The 18,017-nt window shown below is 69.0% G+C and carries 9 protein-coding genes; 7 read left to right on the top strand and 2 right to left on the bottom strand.

The genetic code is table 11. The features are described from left to right. Nucleotides 1–214 precede the first annotated feature (214 nt). From ACH4FX_RS20990 to ACH4FX_RS20970, 5 genes are all read left to right on the top strand, one after another. The gene (locus ACH4FX_RS20990; protein WP_398481043.1) at nt 215–2,626 is read left to right on the top strand and encodes a DUF2786 domain-containing protein; all 2,412 of its coding nucleotides are present in this window, start codon (nt 215–217) and stop codon (nt 2,624–2,626) included. Nucleotides 2,627–2,796: 170 nt separating this feature from the next. Continuing rightward, complete coding sequence (locus ACH4FX_RS20985) at nt 2,797–4,329, top strand: TIGR02677 family protein (RefSeq protein ID WP_398481041.1); 1,533 nt, start codon at nt 2,797–2,799, stop codon at nt 4,327–4,329. Further along, the gene (locus ACH4FX_RS20980) at nt 4,326–5,603 is read left to right on the top strand and encodes a TIGR02678 family protein (protein ID WP_398481039.1); all 1,278 of its coding nucleotides are present in this window, start codon (nt 4,326–4,328) and stop codon (nt 5,601–5,603) included. The genes ACH4FX_RS20985 and ACH4FX_RS20980 overlap by 4 nt, the downstream gene beginning before the upstream one ends. Then, nucleotides 5,600–9,760 (top strand): TIGR02680 family protein, encoded by a 4,161-nt coding sequence (locus ACH4FX_RS20975; RefSeq protein WP_398481037.1) that lies wholly within the window; start codon nt 5,600–5,602, stop codon nt 9,758–9,760. Before ACH4FX_RS20980 ends, ACH4FX_RS20975 begins: the two co-directional genes overlap by 4 nt. Next, nucleotides 9,757–11,031 (top strand): TIGR02679 family protein, encoded by a 1,275-nt coding sequence (locus ACH4FX_RS20970; protein ID WP_398481035.1) that lies wholly within the window; start codon nt 9,757–9,759, stop codon nt 11,029–11,031. Before ACH4FX_RS20975 ends, ACH4FX_RS20970 begins: the two co-directional genes overlap by 4 nt. A 363-nt stretch (nt 11,032–11,394) precedes the next feature. Here the strand turns inward: ACH4FX_RS20970 and ACH4FX_RS20965 are convergent, their stop codons facing one another. Both ACH4FX_RS20965 and ACH4FX_RS20960 read right to left on the bottom strand, forming a co-directional pair. Beyond that, nucleotides 11,395–11,748, bottom strand: coding sequence for a hypothetical protein (locus ACH4FX_RS20965; RefSeq protein WP_398481033.1), 354 nt, complete (start codon nt 11,746–11,748; stop codon nt 11,395–11,397). A gap of 131 nt (nt 11,749–11,879) precedes the next feature. Beyond that, entirely contained in the window at nt 11,880–15,176 is a 3,297-nt protein-coding gene (locus ACH4FX_RS20960; RefSeq protein ID WP_398481032.1) for a hypothetical protein, read from the bottom strand. Nucleotides 15,177–15,626: 450 nt separating this feature from the next. Here ACH4FX_RS20960 and ACH4FX_RS20955 point away from each other — a divergent pair, with 450 nt between their 5' ends. After that, nucleotides 15,627–16,133 carry a hypothetical protein gene (locus tag ACH4FX_RS20955; RefSeq protein ID WP_398481030.1) on the top strand — a complete coding sequence of 169 codons (507 nt, stop codon included), beginning with the start codon at nt 15,627–15,629 and terminating at the stop codon, nt 16,131–16,133. Nucleotides 16,134–16,286: 153 nt separating this feature from the next. Continuing rightward, on the top strand, nt 16,287–17,828 hold the full coding sequence (locus ACH4FX_RS20950) for an FG-GAP-like repeat-containing protein (RefSeq protein WP_398481028.1): 1,542 nt from the start codon (nt 16,287–16,289) through the stop codon (nt 17,826–17,828). Nucleotides 17,829–18,017: the final 189 nt, after the last annotated feature.

The raw sequence follows: 18,017 nt of genomic DNA, 5'->3' as shown, positions 1-18,017 counted from the left end.
CTGAAATGACGCTCGTTTGACGCTTGTCCTGATGGGCCGTCAGGCGTGTTGCCTTCATCAGTACTGCGGGCTTTCTCAGCGAGACCGGTTTCCGAGGGATGAGGAAGTACCTACTGAGACTTGCTCGGAGGGCTGGGGCGTCGGCCTCAGTCCTGCTACGCCGTCGGCATCACTGCCCGGCCGGGCAGCACCGTGGCTAGCGACGGCGCACATGGTGCGGTCGCTTGCGGTCTCTCTTCCTAGGAAGATCCTTCGCGTACAGGTGGGGATTCAAGGAGGGGAACACATGACGGACAGCCGCGCGGACGGGCCCTCGGCAGTTGAGTTCCGGCGGATGCGTCAGGAATGGATGGAAGGCAGGATTCAGGATCTCGCCGACGTGTTGATGACCGCCGGCCCGGTTCTGTACGAACTGCTCCCGGAAGATCTGGGCGACCGCCGCCTGGCGGCGGCGGTCGTCGTGGCCAGGGTGGCCGGGGACGAGGCGCGTACCCAGTCCGTGTCGGAGACCGTCCGATGGCTCGGGCGCCTGATTCCTGGTGGGCACCGCCACGACTTGCATGGAGCGGTCCGAGTGCTCCGGTCGCGGCTGGCGGCCCGGGGAGAACCGGCTGTGTGGTCGTGGAACGCCACGACATGGGAGGAGCTGACGCTGTGGTGGTGGAGGCGGCAACAGACGCGTACCGGTGATCCGGAGCGGGACTTCGCCGAGTGCTGCTCGCGCTGGTCGGCGGAGATCTCCTGGCACGGGGACATCGACGAGCCCGAGCAGGCACCGCGACGGCACGGTCGTGCACTCGTCACGCTCGCCGAGTTCTTCGCCGCGGAAGCCGAACCGCTGCGGCTCCTGGCTCTGGCAGTGCTCAGGTCGCCCCGAATGGTCGTTGCCGTCGAGGATGCTGTTCTGCTGGGCGAAGAGCATCTCCAGGGCGCCGGACACCTGAGGTGGCTGGCCGAACAGCAAGGCTGTGCCGATCAACTCGAAGCGTGGCGCAGAGATCAACAGGAGACCGGGTCCGAGGCCACACGAGCCTTCCTGGCGGAGCTGTCCGAGACTGTCAAGCGCTACGCCACGCTGGTTCTGAAGCCCGTCGTCGATGCCCTGTCCACCGGTGAGCGTGCGCTCCTGGACCGCAGTCGGCCCGGTGCGCACCGCAATGCCGCCGACCACCTGGACATGTTCCTCGACTGGCAGGTGCAGCCGGGCGAGGATGCCTGGCGGGACGACGCACCGAGCGCGGGCGTGGCCCAGCAGGCCCGGGAGCGCCGCGAGCGAGGAGAGACGACCTGGCAGGGCATGCGGGGTTCCGTGCCCGTCTGGTATCACATCGTCGGCTCCCCGCAGGAGAAGGCCGCCGCTCTCGCCTACTCGGGACGGCCGTCGGCCTCCGTCGTCCGTGTCCGGACCGGCGACGACATGGCGGTCCCGGGGTTCTCTCTGTTCGAGGGATTGTTTGACGAGACCGATGAGTCGGTGGACTGGTACCCCGCCCCGGGCATCGACGTTCCGTACGAGCCGGACAGCGCCTTGGACCTGTGCGCTCTCCTCGCGCTGGCCCAACTCGGTCATGCCAGGCTGGAGTTTCTGACGGTCCACTCGGACGGGTCGGTGCGTACCCTGCGCTCGGTCCGTGCCGCGGTGCGCGAGGACGACGCCAGTGCCTACCGGCGCTGGGCCCTGGCTGCGTTGGCGGAGCTGGCTCCCGATCCGGAGGATCTCGCTGATCTCATCGCTCGGGAAGAGGAGGCGAGCGCGGACGCATCGAGCGAGACGGATGACGGTGCGGAGGGCACTGGTCGGGGAACCGCTCCCGGCGGGACTCCTTCACCTGGGCCGGAAGCCGCGTCCTCCGGCCACCGCACCACGGGAGGCAGCCTTCCGCCCGAACTGCTCGGCAAGGTGAGGGCCCTGCTCCGCAAGGCGGAGGACCAGGCTGCCACGGAGGAGGAGTCCCGTGCCTTTCTCGCCAAGGCCACGGAACTCATGGCCAAGTACGGCATCGAACAGGCCATGCTCGAAGCCCTGGACCGGCCTGCGGGACCCGTGGACAAGGTCGTCGAGGTCCACCCGCCCTACGCCAAGGAGGCGCGACGGTTGCTCAGTTGGATTGCCGGAGCCATGCGCTGCCGCTCGGTCTACCCCGGAGGCAAGGCGAACTGCCACCGGGTTCACCTTTTCGGCTTCGAGAGCGACATTCAGGCCGGCGAGGTTCTGTTCACCAGCCTGCGGCTGCAGATGCTGGACGGAGCGGACCGCGCCGACCGCCTGCACCGGCCACCGGGGGAGGACGCGCGCGCCTACAAGCGTTCCTGGATGCTCGGGTTCATCCGTGAGGTGACCGACCGGGTCAAAGCTGCTCAGGAGGCGGCGCGGGCAGCCGCCGAGCACGAGCAGGAGGCGGCGGAGGGTGGGGACAGGACGGGGCGCACCGTGGCCCTGGTCCTTGCCGACCGGTCGACGATGGTGGATGCCCGCCTGAACGACAGCTACCCCAAGCTGAGCAAGGCTCGGCCCACAAAGTTCAAGGGGACGGGCTACCGACAGGGGCGTGTGGACGGTCAGCGAGCTGACATCGGCGGACCAACCATCGTTACCGGCACACGTACCGAGCAATTCGTCGGCTGAACGCGCGGCACCGGACGGCGAGGGGCCCTGCCACCACCGACGCGTCGGGCAGTGACCGTAGCGCTTCGGAACCGGCTCACGATGTCAGTGCCGCCCCCTACCGTAGAGACCGGATGCCGCCGACACGGTGGGAAATGAGGCTGACAGGCGTGCACAGGGTTCCACCGGAAATGTTCCGGTTTACCACGGTGGAGAGGGCCGATCTGTACGGGGCGGTGCTCAACGCCTTCGGCGCGGCCGGCGAACACCTGGAGACGGCGCTGGGGCTCGACGCCGTGCGCGAGCGGTTGCGCGCGGTGGGCTGGGCAGCCGCGGTCGAGGACGACGAGCTGCACGAGGTGCTCAAGAAACTCGTGCAGTGGGAGCTGTTGGATGTGGTACACAACCACGCGGAGAACTACCGCACGGCTGAGGATTATGAGCGGCGCAACCTCCAGTACTCACTGACCCGACGGGGTGAGGCCGCTCTCGCCGGTGTCCGGCACGCGTTGGAGGTGTTGGCCTCCACCGGGGCGCTTCAGACGGCCGTGCTGGAGGCGATCGCCGATCGGCTGGACGAGCTGAGCCTGCTGTCCGCCGAGCCTGCCTCGGCCGATCGGCGGATCTTCAGCACGCTGCGGGAGCTGGAGGGGCATTTGGACGCCCTGGTGGAGAACACCAAGGCGTTCAACGGCGAACTCCAGCGGCTCCTGCGCGCCGAGGGCGCCGACCTGGAGGTGTTCCACGAGGTCAAGGCCGCCACCGTCGCGTATCTCCAGGAGTTCCTGGTCAATCTCGATCGGCGCGGGCAGACGGTCGCCGCTGCCGTCGCCCGGGTCGAGGAGCGGGGAACCGCTGTGCTGCGCGAGCGAGCCCTGCGCGGGGCCGAGCTGCCGCCGACGGCCGGTACGGATCCCGCGGCCGGCTGGCTGGAGGGCAGGCGGGCGCGCTGGGCGGGCCTGCGGGCGTGGTTCCTGCCGGACGACGGTGCACGGCCCCGGATCGAGCAACTGCATGACATCGCCCGTCGGGCCATTGTCTCGCTGCTCCAGGTCCTGGAGCGGATCAACGAATCACGACGCCGATCCACCAGCGCGGTACAGGACTTCCGGGAGCTGGCGCGCTGGTTCGCGGTGGCCCCCGCGGAAGAGGATCTGCACCGGCTCTGGTCGGCGGCCTTCGGCCTCGGGCCGACGCGTCACGCCCATCTCGCGCATCCCGACCCGGAGTTGATTCCGCCGTCTCACTCCTGGTCCGAGGCCCCGCCGGTGGAGGTGTCGGCGCTGCTGCGGACCAGCGGGCGGACGGAGCGTTTCACGCGCACGGGCAAGGTACGGGACGTTACGGCGGTCAGGGCGGAGCGCGCGGAACGGGCCCGTGCGGAGCGAGCAGAACTTGTGCGTGCCTGGGAAGCGCTCAAGACCGATGGGCCCGTGCGGCTGTCCTCCTTCGGCACGCTGGATCCCGCTGTCTTCGACAGGCTGCTCGACCTGTTGGGCCGGGCTCTGTCCGCCAGACCGGATAAGGGTGGCCTGCGGCGTGCCACGACGGGGGACGGCCGGGTGGAGATCGCGCTGTCGCCGCCTCCCGATGAGCGTGTCACCGTACTGCGCACTGCGAAGGGTTCCCTGGCCGGACCGGACTACGTCGTTCACATCGCGGCTGCGGGCGGAGCGAGCCCCTTGCCTGCTCCGCGCACCGTGCAGCAGGAGGCGGCCGGATGAGTACCCTCGCCAACCAACTGGCCGCCGCGGAACGTGAGGAGGTCGCGCGCGCCATCCGTCTCCTGCTGGCCCGCCCATTGCTGACCACAATCGCCGACCCGACCGGTTTCGAACTGGTGCGGCGCCGACGTGAGCCGCTGGCCCAGTGGTTCGACTACACGTGCGGTTGGAGCCTGATGGTGGAACCCCGCCGCGGTTACGCCCGCCTCACCAAGGTCCGCACCGACCCCGACGGCTCCCGTCCGGCCCGCAGGACGCGCTCTGGCCGGGCTCCGTTCGACCGCCGGCGCTACGTGCTGCTGTGCGTGACCGCGGCCGAGTTGCTGTCGATGCCGATGACGACCATCGGCATGCTCGCCGACCGCGTCGTCCAGGCCACGGCGGCCGACCGTGCCCTGGCCCCGTTCGACCCGGTCCACCGGCCGGAGCGGATGGCGTTCGTCGACGTCCTGAAGCTGTTGGAATCGTATGACGTGCTGCGCACGGTGGACGGGACGACCGAGACGTACGTCGAGTCCGCGGAGGCAAAAGTGCTCTACCGCGTGGACGCCACACTGCTGATGCGGCTGCCCGCCGCGCCTGTCGGTGCCTCCCGGCTCGCCGTGCCTCCGGATGAGGTGCCCGCGCGGTTCAAGGAACTCCTCACGGGTCTTGTGCGGGAGCGCCGCTACGGCGGCGTGGCCGGTGACGGCACGGTGGACGATGCGTACCACGAGACCGCCGCCACGGATGCACAACGCAACCTGAGGCTGCGTCACTCGGTGCTGCGTCGCCTCTTCGACGACCCCGTGCTGTACCGGTCGGACCTCGCCGAGGACGAGCTTGCGTACGTCACCTCCCTGACCGGACGGCAGATCCTGCGTCGGTCGGTCGAGCAGGCCGGCTTTCTCCTGGAGGAACGGGCAGAGGGCTTTCTGCTCGTGGACCCGGACGGGATTGCCACCGATGTCCGGTTCCCCGACGACACGTCCACCGCCCGGGTCGCTGCCCTGCTCTTGCTGGAGCCACTGTGCGCCGCGCCTGCCGGAATGCTCTCCGAACAACTTGCCGAGGCGGGAGCGGATCTGTTGCGCCGCTTCCCGAGCTGGGCGAAGGCGTATCGGTCGGAGGACGGTGCGCCCCGGCTGGCGGAGGAAGCCGTACGCGTACTGCGCGATGCCGGGCTCGCCCGCGAGGTCGCAGGCCGGGTTGTCGTATGCCCGGCTGCGTACCGCTACCGGCTGACGGAGACGACAAGTAGGGGTCCCACCGCCGCAAAAGGAGATCAGCAGTGAGTGTGACTGAGTTTCCCGTCCCGCGGCAGCAGGAACCCACCGAGCGGGCGGCCGGAACACCGGCAGAAGGGGAGGGCGCCGCCCGCAACCGCTGGCAACCCCACCGCGCGGGCATTTTCAACGTCTGGCGCTACTACGACGAGACATTCACCTTCCACCAGGGTCGCCTGCTGCTGCGCGGGCAGAACGGGTCGGGCAAATCCAAGGCCTTGGAGCTCTTGCTGCCCTTCCTCTTCGACGCCAGCCTCCGCCCCAACCGCTTGTCCACGTTCGGCGGGTCTGAGCGCACCATGCACTGGAACCTGTTGGGCGAGGGCGCGTCCGGCAAGACCCGCGTCGGGTATGTGTGGATGGAGTTCCGCCGCGTCGGTAGCGACGACACCGAGCGGTGGTTCGGCTGCGGGGCGCGCCTGCAGGCGAGCGTCCACACCAGCGGGGTGCACGCCGACTACTTCACCACCGGCTCCAGAATCGCCCACCCGGACGGTGTACGCCTGGTCAACGATGCAGGGCAGCCACTGACCCGTGCCGCCCTTGCCGACGTCCTCCGCGACCGCGGTGATGTGCACGCCTCGGCCACCGACTACCGCGCGGCCGTACGACGTGAACTCTTCACCGGCATGGCCGAGCAGCGTTACGAGTCGTTGCTGTCCGCCCTGCTGCAGCTGCGCCAGCCCAAACTGTCCGAGCGGCTCGACCCGTCCCTGCTCTCCACTCTGCTGTCCCGCGCCCTGCCCCCGCTGGGTGAAGGGGAGATCGCCGAACTCGCTGAGGGCTTCGAGCGCCTGGACCGCCAGCGCGAACATCTCAAGCGGCTCGACGACGAAGTGACGGATGCCGAAACCGTCGCAGCACGGCAGCGCGCCTACGCGCGACGGGTCCTGCGTGCCGGGGCCGCCGCGCTGATCTCGGCGACCACGGAGATGGACAACCTCACCCGCGTCGCCCGCCACAGCGCCGAGGAACTACAACAGGCACTGGCGCGTCGTGAGGCGGCTCGAGCCCAGCACAAGGAGTGCGAGCTACGCGCGCACGGCCTGGAGGAGGCCATCGATGGCCTGCGCGAGAGTGACGCCTACAAGCAGGGCGAGGAACTCGACCGGCTCCGCCGCCGCACCGACGACGCGGCAGCCGCTGCTGGGCGGCAGCGCGCCACCGCTCAGGCCGCTCAGGCCGGAGCAGAAAAGGAGCAGGGGTACGCGGACGAGGCCGCAGGGCAAGCCCGTAGCCTCGGCGAACACGCGCGGGAAATCGCCGAGGAAGCATGCCGGTCGGCCCGTACAGCGGGCATGGAGTCCATTCATCACGAGGTCAGAACCATCCTCGACGCCGATCTGATGGTGACTCTTCCAGGTGGCCCGGAGGGTGAGCCGGGCGGCGGTTGGTCCGGAGGCTCCGGCGTCGCACGCACGGCGGGCGAAAACGCGGCCCGACAGGCTCGTCGGCTGCTCCGTGGCGCGGTCACCACCCGGCGGCATCAGGTCACCCTCATCACCGAGGCGATCGAGGAGCACGATCGTGCGGTACGTGACCGGAGCGCCGCCGAGGACCTGCTGGACGGGGCACGTACCCGACTCGCTGAGGCGATCGCCCTGCGGGACGAGGCGTCCGGTGCCTGGGACGATGCTCTTGCCGCACAGGTGGAACGCCTGCTGGCCTGGGCCGAAGGCTGCACGGAACTGCGCATCGCCGACCTGGGGGAGCTGGCGGCCAGAGCTGCGACCGAGGCTGAGGTGACGGCCCTGGTCGAAGCCGCCGCGCGCCCGCTGGAACAGGAGATCGGCACGGCGGAGGCCATCGCCCGGGCCGCACGCCAGGGCCTGCTGGAGGAGCGGAGGCGACTTGAGGAGGAAGTACGACGGCTCAGCGGCGAGACCGATCTCCCGCCTCCGCCTCCGCCCACCCGCACCGCCGTCCGCACGGCGACGGCGGGAGCACCACTGTGGCGGCTGGTCGCCTTCCGCGAAGGTGTCCCGCTCCCCGTTCAGGCCGCCGTGGAAGCGGCACTGGAGGCGTCGGGCCTCCTGGACGCCTGGGTCGGCCCCTACGACGGGATCACGCTGCCGGGTCACGACACCCGTGCCGAGGCGGCCCTGGCCGTGGCCGCCCCTGGACCCAGCCTGCTGGAGGTGCTGAAGCCCGAGGAAGACATCCCCGTCCCGGCCGACACCGTTAACCGCATTCTCGCCGGTGTCGCATATGGCACGACGCTGACCGGCGATCACCCCGCGGCCGTCTCCGCCGACGGCGCCTGGCGCCTTGCGCTGGCCACCGGGACGTGGAGCAAGTCGGAACCGGCCCACATCGGCGCCCTCGCGCGACAGCGGGCCCGGCAGCGCAGGATCGGCGAACTGACCGACCTCATCCACGAAAAGAACACTTCCCTTGCGGTCCTTGACGACCAGCTGCGCGACCTCGACGCGCGCCGCGTCCGGCTGGCCTCCGACCGCGCCGCCCGCCCCGATCCCCGGGACCTTGGCGCCCGTCGGCGTGACTGGGACCGAGCCGAGGAGAAGGTGGCGGCCCGAGACGACGTCGTGCGCGACGCCACCGGTCGTCTGGAGCGATGTGAGAACGAGGTGGCGAGCGCGCTGCGCACGCTGAGCCGCCGGGCCGCGGAGCACGGATTGCCCACCGACCGCGACCGGTTGCGTGAACTCTCCGTCGACATGGACAGGTTTCGGGACACCGCTGACGGTTGGGTGGACGCACGCCTCACCGCGAGCGTCGCTGCCGACAGGGCTCAGGAGACGGCCACACGGGCGCGGGCCTCGCGCCGGGCCGCCGAGGAACAGGCCGAGCTAGCGGTCGCCGCCGAGTCAGAGGCGGCGGGCCTGAAGGCGCGCCTGGAAGCGGTGGAGGCCACCATCGGCGAGGACTATCGCCATATCGTCGCACGCGTCGCCGAGGCGCGTACCGAATTGCACCGTTGCCGCGAGGACGCCGGCCGTGCGGCCGGCCTCCTGTTGAGTCTGGAAGGGCATATCGGACGGTTGCGGGCCACCAGTGGTCAGGATGCCGAGCGACGGGAGCAGGCCGCCACGACCCGGGACTCCGCGGCGCACCGGTTCCGGCACCTGTGCCTGGTCGGGCTGGCCGAAGACGCCGGTACCACAACGGAACTCGACACCGGGGACGGCACCAAGGCCACTCTGGAGGCCGCCCGCGCCACAGCGGCGAAGTGGCCCGGCATCCCGCACGCCCCCCGCAACCTGGGTGATGCTGCGACCCGCCTGTCCGAAGCTGTCCACGAGGCCCGCCAGCGCCTCGGCACCCGTGCCGACCTGGACCTGGAGCCCGACGACGACATACAGCTCTTCACCGCCACCTTGGACGGCGTACGCGTAGGGGCGGTGGGCCTGCTCACCGCACTCACCCAAGAGCGCGACCGCAGCCGTGACGACATCACCGCCGCCGAGCGGCGCCTCTTCGACCAGATACTCACCGGCGACATCCGCCGCCATCTCGCAGCCCGCATTCGTCAGGCCGGCGAACTTGTGGACCGTATGAACGGGCACCTGGAGGGAGTCCGTACCGCCTCCAAAGTCGCCGTCCAACTCGTCTGGGACGTCCGTCCTGAACTACCGGACACCACCCGCACCGCCCGTCAGCTGCTCCTGAAGGACCCCGGACGGGTCACCGAGAGCGACCGGGAGGCTCTGCATGCCTTCTTCCGCACCCGAGTCGAGGAGGCTAAGAGCAGCGACACGGCCGCGAGCTGGGAGGAGCAGCTCGGCGAGGTACTCGACTACACCGCTTGGCACCGCTTCACCGTCCGCCTCGACCGGGCGAACGGCACCGGTTGGCAGCCACTGACCAAGAAGCTGCACGGCGCACTCTCCGGCGGAGAAAAGGCCATTGCCCTGCACCTGCCGCTGTTCGCCGCAGTCGCCGCCCACTACGAAGCCGTGCCCCTGGCACCCAGGCCGATCCTGCTGGACGAGGTCTTCGTCGGCGTCGACACCGTGAACCGCGGCCAGGTTTTCGCCTTGCTCACCGCACTCGACCTGGATCTCATGGTCACCTCCGACCATGAGTGGTGCACCTATGGCGAGCTGCCCGGCATCGCCGTCCACCAACTCCTCACCGACGGGAACGACGACGCGGTCACCAGCGCCCGCTTCGTGTGGAACGGCACCGACCTGGAGACGGGATGAGCCACGCCGAACCGGTCCCGGGCGAAAGCACTCTGCGACGCCCCGAACTTCGCCCGCTCTGGCAAGCGGTCCATAGCCGCCTTTCCTCCGGCCGTCCCGTTACACGGGTACGCCTCGGGCCACTCGACGACGCCCAGCGAGAGGCCCTCGCCGACCTCCTCGGCCTTGACCGTTTGCCGGCTTGCCTTCCGTCCATCGCTCTGGCCCGCTTGGAAGAGGCCGTGGAAGAGCTATCCGGCCATACGGTACGTGCAATCGTCACCGAACTCGTCGGCCCCCTGGGTGACCGGGCGGGCGATCGGCGCCGCCAGGAAGACGAACGCGCCGGGCTGTGGAGCTGGCTGGCCGATCACGACACCGTACGGGCCCAGCCGGTACTCGCCGACTGGGTCGCTTCCTGCCGAGCCACCGGGCTGGTCGGTGGCTCGGCGGAACGCACTCGAGCCCTGCTCACAGACGCGCTCAAGGTGCTCGCGGAGCTGCCCGCCCAAGCCGAGCCATTGCCCGTCTTCGCTGCCCGAACCCTCGACGGCCATGCGCACGCACTCGACGACGGCACACCGCTGTCCAACCTCATCCTGCGCGCCCTGGTGACCCTGTACGACACCGCCTCGCCGCAGTCCGCGGCGGACCGGCGTGCCCTGTGGACTCGCGCAGGTGTCGCCGACGACGACCTGTCGGCCACCGTTCTCGTTGGTGGATTGCGCCCGACAGGGGACGGTCCGCTCGCCCGGGTGGCCCGCGTCTGCGCCGAGGCCGGACAGGCCGCCAGCCTGACCCTCGCACAACTGCGTTCCCCTGGCCAGTTCGCCCTCGCCGACGGCCCCCCACCCGTTGTACACGTCGTGGAGAACCCCAGCATCCTGGCTCTCGCCGTACGCCGTTTCGGCCCGGACTGTCCGCCGCTCGTGTGCACATCCGGCTGGCCCAACAGCGCGGTGATCCAGCTCCTGCGCATGCTCGCGGACCACGGCGCCACTCTTCGCTATCACGGAGACTTCGACGGCGAGGGCGTCCGCATCGCCGCGTATGTCCTGGACAAGACGTCGGCCCGCCCCTGGCGAATGGCGGCAGTTGACTATCGCACGGCGGTTGCCCGCAACCCGCTCGGTCCGCAGGCCGGGCGCATTACGGAAGCGCCTTGGGATGCCGAATTGGCCCAAGCCATGGCAGAGCATGGTTCCGCAGTGGTCGAGGAACTGGTCGTCGATGTGCTGTTGAAAGATCTCGCCGACAGCGCTGCGCAGAATCCACCCTCGGACTGGACGTGACGCTCCGGGTGGCTGGGGGACCGGTCAGAATGGCCGTGGACCTCCGCTGAGCTGCTATGCCAGCTGCCGTTTCGTATGACGCCTTCCCGGTTACGGGGTGTGTGGAGAGCGTGGTGATCCTCGAAAGGGCTGCCAAGGGGGCCTGAGCCTTCGGCCGGACCGGGGCCGGGCGCATGGTGGCGCCACTTGACTGACACCGGCTGTGTTGGTGGTGTGGCCCCGCAACAGGACGGCACCGGATTCCGTGGCATTGGCGTGTGACGTGCCGTTCGCGCTCACGCGGCACGCGGTGGCTGCCATGGACAAGGCAAGAAGCCAAGAGGAATTGGCGCGAGCACGGCCGGTACTTCGCGTGGCGCGCCGTCATCTCGCGAGAAGGTGCCCCACGATACCCATCAAGGTGGCCGAAGCAACGGTCACCATTGGGCGCCACTTCGCGTACTCATATGTGTCCCTCGTGATGCCGCGGCGTCTTTCTTCTGTATATTCGAGGTACGGCTTCCTGAAAGGAAGCAGGCCGATCGCGAGGCCGATCCATCCGAAGGAGTAGAGGATCAGCATATGTTCGGCGCTCCACTTCTGGTACTGGAGTCCGCCCACTATGATCATGCCGACGCAGCATCCGATGGAAATCGCCGCGCAGGTAACTGTCGCCTTCCGTAGTTTTATGATCCTGTCCACGGCAAGGCAGAGGGTGAAAGTGGCGAATGTGGCCATGAGTAGCAGATACGGGAGGGGGAGGCGCGCCAGCACTCTGATCCTTTCGACGGTACGCAAGGGCCGGCGGCGGAAAGCCGCCGGCCCGGGCGTTCTCCTGCAGGGTTTCTGCCAGGGATAAGAGCCGGTGACTAGCTCAGCAGGCCGGTGATCGGTGAGATGAGGTCGTGGCCGAACTGCGTGATCTTCGTGCCGATCTGGGTGGCCTTCGAGACGCCCTCGAAGTCGCCGAGCTTCTTGATCAAATCGGACTGACCGAAGGTGATCAGCCCCAGAAGGGTGCTTCCGGCGGACTTTCTGAACTCAGCACTGTCCCATCCCCATCCGTAAGCGGTGAAAAGAGTATTGAACGCGCTCAAACCGAGGGAAGCCCAACCTGAGTACCTTGCGACGACTCCGAAGAACGCCGCAACGGGCTCGGCGCCGACCAGGGCGGCCCCACCGGCGGCGAGACCGGAGCCGGCAGCGATGAACCCGGTAAGGATGCTGGCGGCGCCGGTGATGTCAGCCAGATCCCGCGCCAGCTTGACATCCCATTCAAGCCCGTCGGTCTTGTCGTTCTCCGGAGCGTCAGCGGGATGCTTTCCGGACTCCTTGGCCTTCTGCGCTTCCTCGGTCGCCTTCTTGGCCGCTTCCGCTATTTCGGCCGTGCGCTTGGCCACGGTGATCTGATGCGCTTGGGCGGCGGCTGCTGCCGCTGTCCTGGCGTCCTTGCCGGCCTGAATGGCGGAGGCGCGGGCGGACACAGCCGATGACTGAGCCGAGTTGGCGGAAGCCACGGCGCGGCGAGCGGCATCCACGGCGACGTTGGCGGAGTAGTTGGCCATACGTGCGGCCGTGCGGGCACTGGTGGCTGCCTGCTTCGCCTTGTCGGCCGAGGCCTGGGCGTCCTTGGCCGATTGCTCGGCGGCGTCCGCGTTCGCGTCCGCCTGTTTCCGGCAATCATCGGCCTTGAGGGCCGACTTCTTGGCCGCGTCGGCCCACTCCAACGCTTTGGCGGCGTCGTTGCGTGCGTTCGCCGCCGCCTCCTGCGCACGGTCGGCGGCTTCCTGCGCCTTGTGCGCAATCTTTGCGGCGGCGGCTATCGCTCCCTGCATGGCAGCGATGTGGGTGGCGGAATCGTAGTCGAGCTGTGCAGTCTTGTACTGGGTGGAAGCGAGGAAATTGCGGCGCATCCAAGCCGGGCCTTCCATCGCGACCTGAGCGTGGGCCTTGGTGTAGGGACCCCCCTTGGCGATGAGCGTGGCGGTGGCGACCGAATCATCCTCCGACAGCGCTGTTTCCAACGCACCGTTGAGGAAGGCGTACACGGCCCGAGCAGTTCCCGCGTCCAGGGCATCGCTCGCTGCCTTCTTCACCGCCTTGCCGGGGGTGGAGGCCAGAATGCGGCCGATCGCCGCCCAGTTGTCGTCCGCGGAGGCCTCGATGATGCCAGTGGTGAGGAACGATGTGGCAGCGTCGGGGGCGTCGCTCTGCAGCGCCTTGGTCGCGGCTTCGGCGACATCCGGGGTGGACGTTCGGGCGATGTAGAGAACGGTCTCCCGGTCGTCCTGCCGCTGCGCGATCAGACGGTCGGTGTCGACCCAGGTGTGAATGTCGGCGTCAGTGCCGGACAGGGCGAACCGTGCGGCCTCACGCGACCAGGCCCCGTGCGCGTTCATCAGGGCGATGGCCGCCTTGCGGCCGAGGGCGGTGGCACGTCCGGTGTCACCGGACTTCAGCGCCGACTCCGCCTGTGAGATGAGGTCCTTCGTCTCCTGACGCGTCCGTTCGGCCTGCGAGCGCTTGTCGGCGAGTTCCGACTTCTCCTGGTCGTCGAGCTGTGCGAGCAGACGGGCTTCTTCCATCGCCTGCTTCTTGTCCTCGTCCAGACGCTGCCACTCGGCCTCCCGCGCCTGCTTCTCCACCTCGACAGCCTTGTTCACGGCCTCGACGGCGGTGTTCGCGGCCTTCGTGGCCTCATTGGCGTACGCGGTGGACTTGTTCGCGTAGTCGACGGCCTGGCCCGCGTACTTGGCGGCCGACTCGGCGGCCTCGGCGGACTTCTCCGCGTGGTCGGCTGCGCTGTTCGCGGCGTCGCGTGCGGTACGGGCAGCCGTTGCTGCAGCGTTCGCCAGCGTCTGTGCAGTGCCGGCGGCGTTGGTGGCGATCGCGGCGTTGGCGCTCGCGATGCGTGCCTGCCGCTTGGCCTCCGCCGCCTGCGCCTGTGCCGCACCCGCGGCGGAGGCGGCCGCGGCGGAAGCGCTCGCGGCGGCCGATGCGTTGCGGGCTGCCGAGGCGGCAGCTGACCCGGCGCTCGCCGCCTGGGCCGAGGCGGTGGCCGCGAAGTCGGCGGCCTTCGCCGCGCTGCGGGCCTTGGCCGCGCCGTCGCGGGCGGCGACGGCGGCGGTCTTGGCGGTCGATGCCTGGGAGGCATCCTTCGAGGCGGCGATGGCAGCCCGGTAGGCCGTGGAGGCGGCGGATCCGGCGATGGCCGCGGCGTGGCTCGCCGCGGTGGCCGCGTAGGCGGCGCGGCGGGACGCCTGTACGGCGGCGTGCGAGGCGCGGATGGCGACCCGGGCCGCGTTGGCCGCGCCCTGCGCGGCCCCGGCTGCCTTCCGGGCCGCCTTGCCGGACTTGGCCACATCGTTCTCGGCCGCCTTGGCCTGCGCCGCAGCCTCGTCCGCTGCCTTCTTGGCATTGTCGGCGGCGGTCTTGGCGCGGGCGGCGGCCTCCTCGGCCAGCTTCGTCTTCGCGTCGGCCTTCTTGCCCTCGCGTTCGACGACCGCGACGAGCTCTCCGATGGTCGCGGCTTCCTGGTCACGGGCGCGAGCGATGTGCTGGCCGGTGTCGAGAAACCATTCGATGTCACTGGCCGTGCCGTCCAGGGCCCGGGAGGCGTACTTCTTCATCTCCGGGCCCGCCCCCACGAGAAGGCTGGACACTTCGACGGTCATGTCCTCCAGACGGGCGGTGTACTGGCCCTCGGCGAGATACTTTTCGTACGCCTCCTGGGTGTCCGCATCCAGGGCCGCACCGCCTTCCCGGCGTACGGCCTTGCCGCCGGTGGCCATCACGGTCGACGTGGCCACACTCAGGTCTTCCAGGATTCCGGCCCGGAAACCGCCCTTGAGGTAAGCGGCGATGGCGGCGTCACCGTGGTCGAGGGCCTCGCCGGCGTCGCGTCGGGTGCCCTTGCCGGCTCCGACGAGGGCGGATGAGATGGCGACACTGTTGTCCTCCGCCGTGACCTGGGGAAGTTCGACCGTCAGGAAGCTCTGGACATCGGCGTCCGAGCCCGTCAGCGCGAGTTCCGCGGCGGCGCGGGTGGCTCTGCCGCCTACCAGCCATGCCTTGACGGCCTTCGCCCGGTCGGTGTCGGGGAGGTTGAGAGGGTCACCGCCGACCGACGGGGCGTCGGCCCAGGCGGTAACAGGGTTCAGGACCATGCTTGAGGCAGCGACGGCCGCGGTGGCAGCGAGGGCGCCGACAACGCGCCGTCTGCTCCAAAAAATGGTGTCCAAAACGGTCCTTCGGAATCGATGCGTGGGGGCGACCCACCGATGGCGGCACCTCAGGCGAAGAGGTGCGCCCGGTGCCGTCATGTCCTGGACCGGCTCATGGGCACCACAGGAACACGACAGGTGCCGCGACTCTATGCATGCGAAGTGAATCTTTTCTGCCGGTAGATGCCTAAGTAAGAAATGAGAAAAGACACAAAGTGTTTTTAGTATGCTTCAGTACCTCATGCCCGATTTGTCGCTCTGGTCGCGGGTGAGGGTGTGTGCTTGGATCTGGCATCTCCTAGATCGAAGTGCCTCTTGCGCGCCTGGACGCCGTCTCGTTCCCGGGTGGGCGCATGGCACCGGTCGACTCGCCTTTCCCACAAGGGATCTCGCATGAAGTTCGCACGACGGATCATCACCACTGGTGTGGCTGTCGCGGTTTGCGCCGCGGCGGTCGTCGCCTCTACGGCCTTCTTCCATGCCGACAAGTCCGGCGTGTCGGCGACGGTGGTCGACGCCCGCCCCGGCTACGCGGTGGAGGGCTTCGGCTACCCGGGCTCCGACAAGATCAAGGAGGAGACCGGCATCGTCCTCAAGCGGGGCGACGGCCACATCATGCTTGCCGATTGCTCCTCCGACGCCGGGCTGATGCAGGTGAAGCCGCGGAAGGGCAAGCCGGTTTGCTTCCGTATCACTGGCCCCTCCGGCTACCTCACCCTGGAGTTTCCCTCCGTCCACACCATCAAGGGATCGGCCGATCATTCCGCTGACGTCACCCTGACCGCGCCCAAGGCCAAGCCCCAGCAGATCGAGGTCCCCAAGGGCGAGTGGACGCCGGTCGGGGAGTCCGTTGATCCGGACAGCCAGTACACCCTGGTCGAGATCCGTACGAGCAAGTAGGCACAGTCCGCGCGACTAGTGCAAGTCCAGCGCGGACGCCTCCGTACTCGCCGCCCCTTCTGTTTCACCGCTGCTGTCGTAGGCGGGCCCGCCATGTGGCGTGCCGGGCCGGCGGTATTTGTTCGCTCACTCCGAAACACCCCAAGGACCACCATGTCTGCAAAGCGTTCACGCCCCGCGTGGACCGCGGGCCTCCTCGCCGCCGCGACGGCTGCGACCGGCCTGTTCACCGCATCGCCGGCCACCGCCCTTTCGGGCTCCGTCCTCCAGGACTCCGCCTACGCGTTCACTGCGAAGATCAACGTCGCGGAGAAGCAGGCGTGTTCGGGTGTGCTGGTCGACCCTCAGTGGGTACTCACCGCGGCCAGCTGCTTCGCCGACGGCGGCAAGCCCGCATCGGCCGGCAAGCCCACGTCCCGCACCACTGTGACGGTGGGTCGCACCAACCTGGCACAGACCGGCGGGAAGACCGTGGACGCGGTCGAACTTGTTCCGCACGCCGACCGTGATGTGGTGATGGTCAAGCTGGCCCGCCGCGTCCTGGGGGTTGCCCCGGCCAAGGTAGCCACCAGTGGTCCGGCCGCAGGTGAAGAGCTGACGGTGGCGGGCTTCGGCCGCACCAGAACGGAATGGGTGCCCGACGCACTGCACTCCGCCGTCTTCACCGTCGCCTCCGCCGACAACGGTGACGTCACCCTCAACGGCTCCGGCGATGCCGTGATCTGCCAGGGCGACGCCGGTGGTCCCGCCCTGCGCAACAGCAACGGCACACCGGAGCTGGTCGCCGTCAACAGCCGGTCCTGGCAGGGCGGCTGCCTGGGCATGGACCCGAAGGAATCCCGTACCGGCGCCGTCGATGTACGCGTCGACGACCTTGCGGGATGGATCCGCCGGACCGCTTTCCGGGTTCAGGACGACGTGACCGGTGACGGGATCGCGGATCTCGCAGCCGTCTGGGAGGACGGGACGCTGCATCTGTACCCGGGTGACACGGCCAACGGGCTGAGCGGTCAGGCCATCGCGCAGCTGGGCGGGACCACCACCTGGAAGACCATGAAGCAGCTTACCAAGGGCGACTTCACCAACGACGGCATCGCCGACCTCATGGCCGTCTGGGACGACGGCACCCTTCATCTCTACAAGGGGGACGGCAAGGGCAACTTCGGCCTGAGCACTGCCGTTACCGAGGGCGGTAACACCTGGGCCACGACGAAGCAGCTGACCGCCGGCGACTACGACGGCGACGGGATCGCCGACCTGATGGCGGTCTGGTACGACGGCACCCTGCACCTGTACCCGGGCAGAGGGGACGGGCAGTTGGAGCGACAGACGCCGGTCAAGGCGGGCGGTGACACTTGGGGCACGGTGAAGCTGCTGCCGGGCGGTGACTTCAACGGCGACGGGATCGCCGACCTGATGGCGGTCTGGTACGACGGCACCCTGCACTACTACCCGGGGGACGGCACCGGCCAGGTCGGTGCACAGGTACCGATCCCGTTCTGGGGTACTACGTGGGCCACGACCCGCCGGCTGACCGCCGGCGACTTCACAGGGGACGGCATCGCCGACCTCATGGCCGTCTGGGCTGACGGCACCCTGCACCTCTACAAGGGGGACGGGCAGGGCGGTGTCGGTGCTGCCTCGGACGACCTTTACGGCGGCGTCACCTGGAAGACGGTGCTGCAGTTCGCCTGAGCTCATCGCCAGGGCGGATTTTTCCGGCCGGGTCCGGTGCCGAAGGGCGCCGGGTCCGGCCACACGCGGGTCGCCGGCCAGAGGCTCGTGATCCCGGAGGTGGTGACGCCGACTCCGCGCAGGACCACTGCTCTCCTGCCCGTCATGCCGGAGCGGCGTACCACCCACCTACTCGCAGGGCTTGTCCAG

It is taken from the genome of Streptomyces sp. NPDC018019, assembly GCF_044327805.1.
In the GTDB taxonomy this organism is placed as follows: domain Bacteria; phylum Actinomycetota; class Actinomycetes; order Streptomycetales; family Streptomycetaceae; genus Streptomyces.
Note: the sequence above shows the minus strand (reverse complement) of the source record. Positions and strands in the feature narration are given on the sequence as shown.

What these genes read in the sequence shown, in the direction of transcription:
- ACH4FX_RS20985 (WP_398481041.1), top strand. Translation starts at nt 2,797, where the DNA reads ATGTTCCGGTTTACCACGGTGGAGAGGGCCGATCTGTACGGGGCGGTG.
- ACH4FX_RS20980 (WP_398481039.1), top strand. Translation starts at nt 4,326, where the DNA reads ATGAGTACCCTCGCCAACCAACTGGCCGCCGCGGAACGTGAGGAGGTC.
- ACH4FX_RS20970 (WP_398481035.1), top strand. Translation starts at nt 9,757, where the DNA reads ATGAGCCACGCCGAACCGGTCCCGGGCGAAAGCACTCTGCGACGCCCC.
- ACH4FX_RS20965 (WP_398481033.1), bottom strand. Translation starts at nt 11,748, where the DNA reads ATGGCCACATTCGCCACTTTCACCCTCTGCCTTGCCGTGGACAGGATC.
- ACH4FX_RS20960 (WP_398481032.1), bottom strand. Translation starts at nt 15,176, where the DNA reads ATGGTCCTGAACCCTGTTACCGCCTGGGCCGACGCCCCGTCGGTCGGC.
- ACH4FX_RS20955 (WP_398481030.1), top strand. Translation starts at nt 15,627, where the DNA reads ATGAAGTTCGCACGACGGATCATCACCACTGGTGTGGCTGTCGCGGTT.
- ACH4FX_RS20950 (WP_398481028.1), top strand. Translation starts at nt 16,287, where the DNA reads ATGTCTGCAAAGCGTTCACGCCCCGCGTGGACCGCGGGCCTCCTCGCC.